Source organism: Komagataeibacter xylinus NBRC 15237, assembly GCF_001571345.1.
GTDB classification, from domain to species: Bacteria; Pseudomonadota; Alphaproteobacteria; order Acetobacterales; family Acetobacteraceae; genus Komagataeibacter; species Komagataeibacter xylinus.
The window spans coordinates 1-6,805 of the sequence record NZ_BCTP01000083.1 but is presented as its reverse complement, the minus strand read 5'-3'; the positions used below and the strand labels follow the sequence as shown (position 1 = coordinate 6,805).

At 52.2% G+C, this 6,805-nt stretch carries 6 protein-coding genes; 2 read left to right on the top strand and 4 right to left on the bottom strand.

Going from position 1 to position 6,805, the window contains the following annotated elements; translation table 11 throughout:
- Window positions 1–44: 44 nt before the first annotated feature.
- On the bottom strand, window positions 45–1,217 hold the full coding sequence (locus GXY01S_RS16065) for a hypothetical protein (protein ID WP_255210485.1): 1,173 nt from the start codon (window positions 1,215–1,217) through the stop codon (window positions 45–47).
- Between the two features lie 146 nt (window positions 1,218–1,363).
- Window positions 1,364–2,617: a hypothetical protein gene (locus GXY01S_RS16060; protein ID WP_255210484.1), complete on the bottom strand. Its 1,254-nt coding sequence runs from the start codon at window positions 2,615–2,617 to the stop codon at window positions 1,364–1,366.
- Window positions 2,618–3,152: 535 nt separating this feature from the next.
- On the opposite strand from GXY01S_RS16060, the gene rfbB reads away from it, so the two are divergent.
- Both rfbB and rfbA read left to right on the top strand, forming a co-directional pair.
- The gene (rfbB, locus tag GXY01S_RS16055) at window positions 3,153–4,208 is read left to right on the top strand and encodes a dTDP-glucose 4,6-dehydratase (protein ID WP_061276749.1); all 1,056 of its coding nucleotides are present in this window, start codon (window positions 3,153–3,155) and stop codon (window positions 4,206–4,208) included.
- A complete protein-coding gene (gene rfbA / locus GXY01S_RS16050; protein WP_061276747.1) occupies window positions 4,205–5,122 on the top strand; it encodes a glucose-1-phosphate thymidylyltransferase RfbA in 918 nt (305 codons plus the stop codon). The genes rfbB and rfbA overlap by 4 nt, the downstream gene beginning before the upstream one ends.
- Window positions 5,123–5,243: 121 nt before the next feature.
- Here rfbA and GXY01S_RS16045 read toward each other — a convergent pair whose 3' ends face one another.
- Entirely contained in the window at window positions 5,244–5,993 is a 750-nt protein-coding gene (locus GXY01S_RS16045) for a TVP38/TMEM64 family protein (protein ID WP_061276745.1), read from the bottom strand.
- Window positions 5,990–6,730: a glycosyltransferase family 2 protein gene (locus tag GXY01S_RS16040; protein ID WP_061276743.1), complete on the bottom strand. Its 741-nt coding sequence runs from the start codon at window positions 6,728–6,730 to the stop codon at window positions 5,990–5,992. The genes GXY01S_RS16045 and GXY01S_RS16040 overlap by 4 nt, the downstream gene beginning before the upstream one ends.
- Window positions 6,731–6,805: the final 75 nt, after the last annotated feature.

The following is a 6,805-nucleotide window of genomic DNA, read 5'->3' as shown; positions in this document are numbered from 1 at the left end:
GGGGTTATTCATTTCGACCACTCCAGACTTAAGGCAATGAATTATCAGTGTAGGTGCATATTCCATTCTGGCTGGGGCCAGATGTGCAGGGCAGTATCATGATTTTTCTCCCATCGCGTCACTTCTACCCACCATGAAGGGCCATGCAGCATGTTTTTATTAAAAGGGGTTATAAAATGATAAATCCCCATTACAACCATTATGGCGACCAGGTACCAGCATATTTTCTTAACAACAGGCGTGCCTGTAACAGCCAGGCAGACAATGGAAAGAGAAAATAGGGACTGTCCTACAAAAATGTACCGCTCGGCAAAATAGGGTGGAAAGAGAGTAATCGCACCGCCCAATGCACCAAACATGGAAACCAATGCATGCGCACCACCTGCAAGGGCAAGCCATACCGCCTCATGGGATCTTTTATTGAAGATCATTTGATAGATGAGTGTGCCCACGCACAGACCTAGCAGGCACACGGCCACCATAACGAAAGGATAGGGAGTATTTCCTTCCTGTTCCATGGTCTGCAAGGACTGGCCGATATGTATGACAGTGTGCTTGAGCCCTATCAGGGGCGTCATGACATAGCGTATCAGAAACACCAGAACATAATCATAGCAATTGACGCTGTATGCCCTGGTCTGAAATTTGTGAAAGAACAGTAGTATCTGGATTGCGCTGGCGACATTGATAACCAGACATTCGGCCATTCTGACCCGCGTACGGTCTGCAATGGCCCTCAATATGAAAAGCGGCGCCATCACGACACCGCCTGGACCGCTAAGCGGGGCACAGAAAAGGAGGGCGCAGCGCAGGTACTCCCGCCATCCTTTTTCCGTATCCAAAGCAAGGATCAACCCGCAACAGAGCGCAAGATGATACTGGGAATGAACGCTATGGAGGGAAACTTCCACCCATTCCGGAACAACCAGCAATACTGTAACGGCTATGAGCCGGACCCGGTAGGAAGCCAGCCAGGCATCTTTTGCCGTCAGAATGAGCCAGGGGGCACAAAGCTGAAACAGGAGCGCGATACCCATCGTCAAATACGGCGCATCTGCCAGTGGCATAAAATGATAGGCAAGCAGGGTACTGGCGTTCGCTACGATATTCAGATAACCGCCGTACGAAAAAAACAAGGCTTCTGACCAGGACGAATTCCATGCCTTTTCAAAAAATATGCACCCTTCTTCTGCCATGAAACGGCCACCATGGAACATGGCCGAATGAAACCTGGCGCACAGCAGTACAGAAAATATTATTAACGGGAATAATATTTCTATCCTTTTGTTTTTAACCATATTTCAGCATGGCCCCACAAACAATAAATGTTTATTATTCATAGTATGTATCATATTATGATAACTTATATTTTTATCTTATAATCGTGCCTGTTAACATAACGAAGGCATGCACTGACAGTATTCGATGCAAGGAGAAGATCTGTCACGCAGGATACAAGGAGTGTGACGAGTGACCACCACATTGCTTCTCGCACAATCCATAACCCTGTCTGCACAAGGCTGTAACCATGGTGCCGGATTGTGGCGGCAGCCACGGCCACGATGTCATGGTACCATGCGCCTGACCATAACAGGCCGATTGCCAGAGGCAGGGCATACCGGAAAACGCGGATATTGCTGGTATCGCGCAGCACAGACAGGGCGGGCAGCACGAGGATGAGATGCACGGCACGGTAGCCGATATTCTGCGCCGTAAAGAAGCAACTCAGGATCAGCAGTGCACCGACCAGCAGAAACGCGCGTTCCCGCTCGTTCAATACGGTGAGCGCGCCACATTCATGTGAACGCGTTCCAAGCCGTACCCCAATACTGATTGCCAAAAGGGACAGGGCAAGTCGAATGATTTTTAGGGCGACAGGCGGCAGGCCCAGCCATTCGGTCAGGCCACCGCCCAGCGTGACCGAGCCAAACATGTCTCCAAAATACGAACCGGTTGGAATCAGTGATAATGCCCGGACCAGATCATGCCAGGTCACAATGGCAAACAGGGCAACGGCCATTATACTTGCGGCGGCAACTGCCATGAACCGGCCAGGTCGCTCGCGCGTGGCAATCAGCATCAGGGTCATGGGGTAGTATTTGAGCAGCCCGGCCAGCAGGGCACACCCATACCCCAGCAGGCGCCATCTGTCGGACTGGCACACCAGTGTCGCGGCCCCCACGGCAAGCACGAACAGCACGAGATCATTATTCCCGCGCTCCATTGCAAACACGGTTGCGCTTGATACGATGCCCGCCGTAATCCACCTTGCATTCCGCCACGACCGTCCAACCGGCAGGAGCGAAAGCGAAAGGAGAAAAATAATATCCACGCCCATGCCAATCGGAGGTAGCCATGCCCGTGTCATGGGAAACACACTCAGCACAGTCCACAGTGGTGAATAGTCGTATACACGATTGAGGACATCGCAGGGATTGGCGGCATAAACATCGACGCCCCTGTTGATGCAGCGGATCGCGGAAAGCACCGTATCCGTGTCAACAAATGGGAAATCGAAAGGATAGACGCCCCAGAATTCCATGATTCCACGATAGAGCGGCACGAAACCAAGGCAGTACAGCGCCACCATGACAAGGAAGAATGCCGTACCAATCATTGCTGGAAATACCTGTCTTGCAAGCCGCTCTGCCACAGTGAATTTTTCCTTTCCCATAAGGCAATAATGGCACTTATGATAAGCTTGTTGCCCGTTAATGTCACGCCGACCGCATGGTCACAGAATGTAGCAGTGCGTGCTGTGTCCCGGATGTAAAATCGCGGCGTCTGTAGCAGTTCATTGAAATACGAATGCGTTTATCTGCATGTGTTTAGAAGCAGGGCAGGGCTTCATACGGTTATCGTGAAGTGGGCCTTCCACAACCCGCAATGCCCGCGTACGGCGCCGGTTGGACTTACGCTCAATGAAGTGTATCATGAAACCTTGGCACCATCGGGTTCGGAGTTTTAACTTTAGGTTCCGATGGTTGGCGGAAATGCCGCCACAATGGCAGTGTGACAGGGCAGGTCGAATGATTCCGTCTTTGTTATGGGTAAGTTGAGGACCAAAGGAGGTGAATTGAGGCAAAGGCAATCGACTGATCTGTATTTATTTCGTAAAACAATCAATAAGTATTTGGAATTAGATATACACAATGAGGATAGTGCTGAGTGGAGGGTGCGGGTTTATCGGTTCCGCCGTGGTAAGACACCTCATTCACAAAACAGAACATAGTGTCCTTAATGTCGACTGCATGACCTATGCGGCATCGCCCGAGGCCGTGGCGGAAGTCGCATCCAGCAGTTCTTACCGCCACGTTCCCGCCAATATCCTTGATGCTCCGGCGATGAAACACGTGTTTGAAACCTATCAGCCCGATGCCGTCATGCACCTTGCGGCGGAAAGCCATGTGGACCGTTCCATAGATGGGCCGGGCGTGTTCATGCAGAGCAACGTGATTGGTACCTATACGTTACTCGAAACGGCGCACACCTACTGGAAGGGACTGGATGCCGCCCGGCAGAAAGCTTTCCGTTTCCATCATATTTCAACCGATGAGGTTTTCGGCCATCTGGGTGCTGGCGACCCGCCCTTTACCGAAACCACGCCCTATGATCCCCGCAGCCCCTATTCCGCATCCAAGGCGGCGTCCGACCATATCGTGCGGGCCTGGCACCATACCTATGGCCTGCCCACCTTCGTGACCAACACGACGAATAATTACGGTATCTGGCATTTCCCCGAAAAACTTATCCCGTTGGCCACCATCAACGCCATCGAGGGCAAGAACCTGCCGGTTTACGGCACGGGTGAGAACATCCGCGACTGGCTGTTTGTCGAAGACCATGCCGAGGCGCTTGTGCGGGCCATCGAACACGGCCAGCCCGGTGAAACCTACGCCATTGGCGCGCGCCAGCCCCGTACCAACCTGCAGGTGGTCAAAACCATCTGTGCTGTGCTGGATGAACTTGCGCCTGACCCCAAAGGTCCGCGTGAACGCCTGATCCAGTTTGTCAACGACCGTCCGGGCCACGATTTCCGGTATGAGATTGATCCCACCCACGCAGAACAGGCGCTGGGGTGGAAAGCGCGGCATGATTTCGAAACCGGCATACGGCGCACGGTCCAATGGTATCTGGAAAACCGGGCCTGGTGGGAAGGCATCCGCGCCCAACGCTATACAGGCCAGAGGCTGGGAACCCAGGCATGACAACCGCATCCGCTACGACACAAGCCAAGCCGATAAAGGGCATTTTGCTGGCCGGTGGGTCTGGAACGCGCCTGCATCCGATGACGCTTGCAACATCCAAGCAGTTGCTGCCCGTCTATGACAAGCCGATGATCTACTATCCCCTCACGACCCTCATGCTGGCGGGCATCCAGGATATCCTGATCATCACCACGCCGCAGGATATGCCGCAGTTCCAACGGCTTTTGGGCAATGGATCGCAGTTCGGGGTCCGTTTCACCTATCGTATCCAGTCTTCGCCCGATGGGCTGGCACAGGCCTTCCTGATCGGGGAAGATTGGATAGATGGTGCGCCCTGCGCGCTGGCGCTGGGTGACAACCTGATCTTTGCCGATCACCTGAGTGGCCTGCTGCAGGCTGCGGCACAGCGGGTCCAGCAGGCGAAAGGTGCCACCGTCTTTGCCTATCAGGTACGTGACCCGGAACGGTATGGCGTGGTCTCTTTCGATGCGCATGGCCGTGCATTGAGTATTGTTGAAAAACCTGAGCAGCCCGAATCCAACTGGGCCGTGACCGGATTGTATTTCTATGATCAACGCGTGACGGAGTTTGCACGGCAGGTCAGGCCAAGTGCACGCGGTGAACTGGAAATCACCGACCTGAACAAGATGTACCTGGAAGAAGGCACGCTGCATGTTGACCGGTTGGGACGCGGCTGCGCCTGGCTGGATGCCGGCATGCCCGACAGCCTGATGCAGGCGGGTAATTTCGTGCAGACCATTCAGTCCCGGCAGGGCATGCTGGTCGGGTCACCCACTGAGGTCGCGTTCCGCATGGGGTATATTGACCGTGACGCCCTGCTGGCGCAGGCAAAGAAGATGAGCAAGACTGAACTGGGCTACATGCTGCGCCTTGTTGGGCAACAGCAGGGCTGAAAGAAAAAGGCGCATGAAAGTTGAACGTCTGGACATTCGTGATGTCGGTCTGCTTTCATGCCTTTGTTATCCGGTCGATGGTACAGGTGTCGCCTTTGTGTTCAGGTGACTGAATGCCAGATCACTCAATATGCTTAGACAGAATTCTTGAGATGACACGGCTTAGGTGCCAGACTAATACAACCGTACCTATGCCTCCCATCACGAGAATGGCAGTATGCACCCATGAAACGCTTGCATCGGTAGCAGAGCTGAAGCCTTGTACCGTTAATGCTCCCATGGTGATGTACCCCAGCAGCGCCGGAAGTGAGGCGAGCGTACCGATTACATAAGCCCGAAGGGACAGAGCGCTCATGCCCAGTGCATAACTGGTAATGGAAAAGGGCATAATAGGGGAAAGACGGAAAAGACAGGCAATTTTCCACCCTTCTGCTGAGAGAACTTGATCCAGCTTGTCTAGTTTGGCGCTTTTACGCAGGATGCGGTGAATGAAGCCGCGCAGGAAAGTTCGGGAAAGTCCGAAGGAAATCAGCGCCCCGATCATGGTTGCGGGCGCGGCAAGGAAAAAGCCGTCTACGATACCATAGGCGGCGCCAATTCCCATTGCCGTGGCTGACGCGGGCAGGATGCCGCACAACGCCACTATGATCTGGATAAGTTCATAGGTTATCCAGCTATGATATATACTGTTACTATTGGCAAGGGCAAGCATAGTATGAACAGTATATGAAATATCATCATACCGTAAAAAAATAATACCAGAAAAAATTATTATAAAAGCAAAACACAAAAGAAAAAGCTTGCGATTGAAATCGCTGCTTTTCCTGGAAATATTGTTGAACTTATAATTTTTTCTGGGGTGTATGATCATTTTCTGAAAATTTTATCGCGGTAAATACCCAGACGGTTTAACCGGTAGGCAGCCGACGTTTTCAAAACGCCAAGGCCATATTTGACACTACGGCGGAAATTAATGGAGGATGCTTCAGCAAAATAACGTGTCGGACATGAAATTTCGCCAATCGTAAAGCCTGCATTGACAACCTGCGCCAACATCTGGTTGTCGAAAACAAAATCATCCGAGCACAGGTCCAGCGGCAGTGCTTCAAGTACTTCCTTGCGCCAGCCCCGGTAGCCGGTATGATATTCTGACAGCTTGGCATTCATGAGGATGTTTTGCGTCAAGGTCAGGGCACGGTTTGCCACGTATTTATATAGCGGCATGCCACCTGTCAGCGCGCCCTTGCCCAATATGCGTGAGGCAATGACGACATCATAATGGCCTGATGTCAGCATGGCTGCCATGGCCCGGATCAGGCGTGGAGAATACTGATAGTCAGGATGAAGCATGATGATGATGTCAGCACCCCGTGCCAAGGCGCTTTCATAGCATGTCTTCTGGTTGCCGCCGTAACCACGGTTTCTGTTATGTTCTATAACATGGATTCCGAGTGAACGCGCAAGCTCTGCCGTGTTATCTTTACTGGCGTCATCAGTCAAAATGACATCATCCACGATATCCATCGGAATTTCGTCATATGTCTGTTGCAGGGTTTTCGCTGCGTTATACGCTGGCAGAACCACTGCAATCCGCTTGCCATCCATCATAAAAGTTAGAGCTTTCTGTCAGTAAACTACATAAACCGCGCAATCAGATACACAGTTTATCGTAAATTTCCTAGC

Excerpts from the sequence above, each read along its gene's own strand:
- rfbB (WP_061276749.1), top strand. The coding sequence starts at position 3,153 with ATGAGGATAGTGCTGAGTGGAGGGTGCGGGTTTATCGGTTCCGCCGTG.
- GXY01S_RS16060 (WP_255210484.1), bottom strand. The coding sequence starts at position 2,617 with ATGATTGGTACGGCATTCTTCCTTGTCATGGTGGCGCTGTACTGCCTT.
- GXY01S_RS16065 (WP_255210485.1), bottom strand. The coding sequence starts at position 1,217 with ATGTTCCATGGTGGCCGTTTCATGGCAGAAGAAGGGTGCATATTTTTT.
- GXY01S_RS16040 (WP_061276743.1), bottom strand. The coding sequence starts at position 6,730 with ATGATGGATGGCAAGCGGATTGCAGTGGTTCTGCCAGCGTATAACGCA.
- rfbA (WP_061276747.1), top strand. The coding sequence starts at position 4,205 with ATGACAACCGCATCCGCTACGACACAAGCCAAGCCGATAAAGGGCATT.
- GXY01S_RS16045 (WP_061276745.1), bottom strand. The coding sequence starts at position 5,993 with ATGATCATACACCCCAGAAAAAATTATAAGTTCAACAATATTTCCAGG.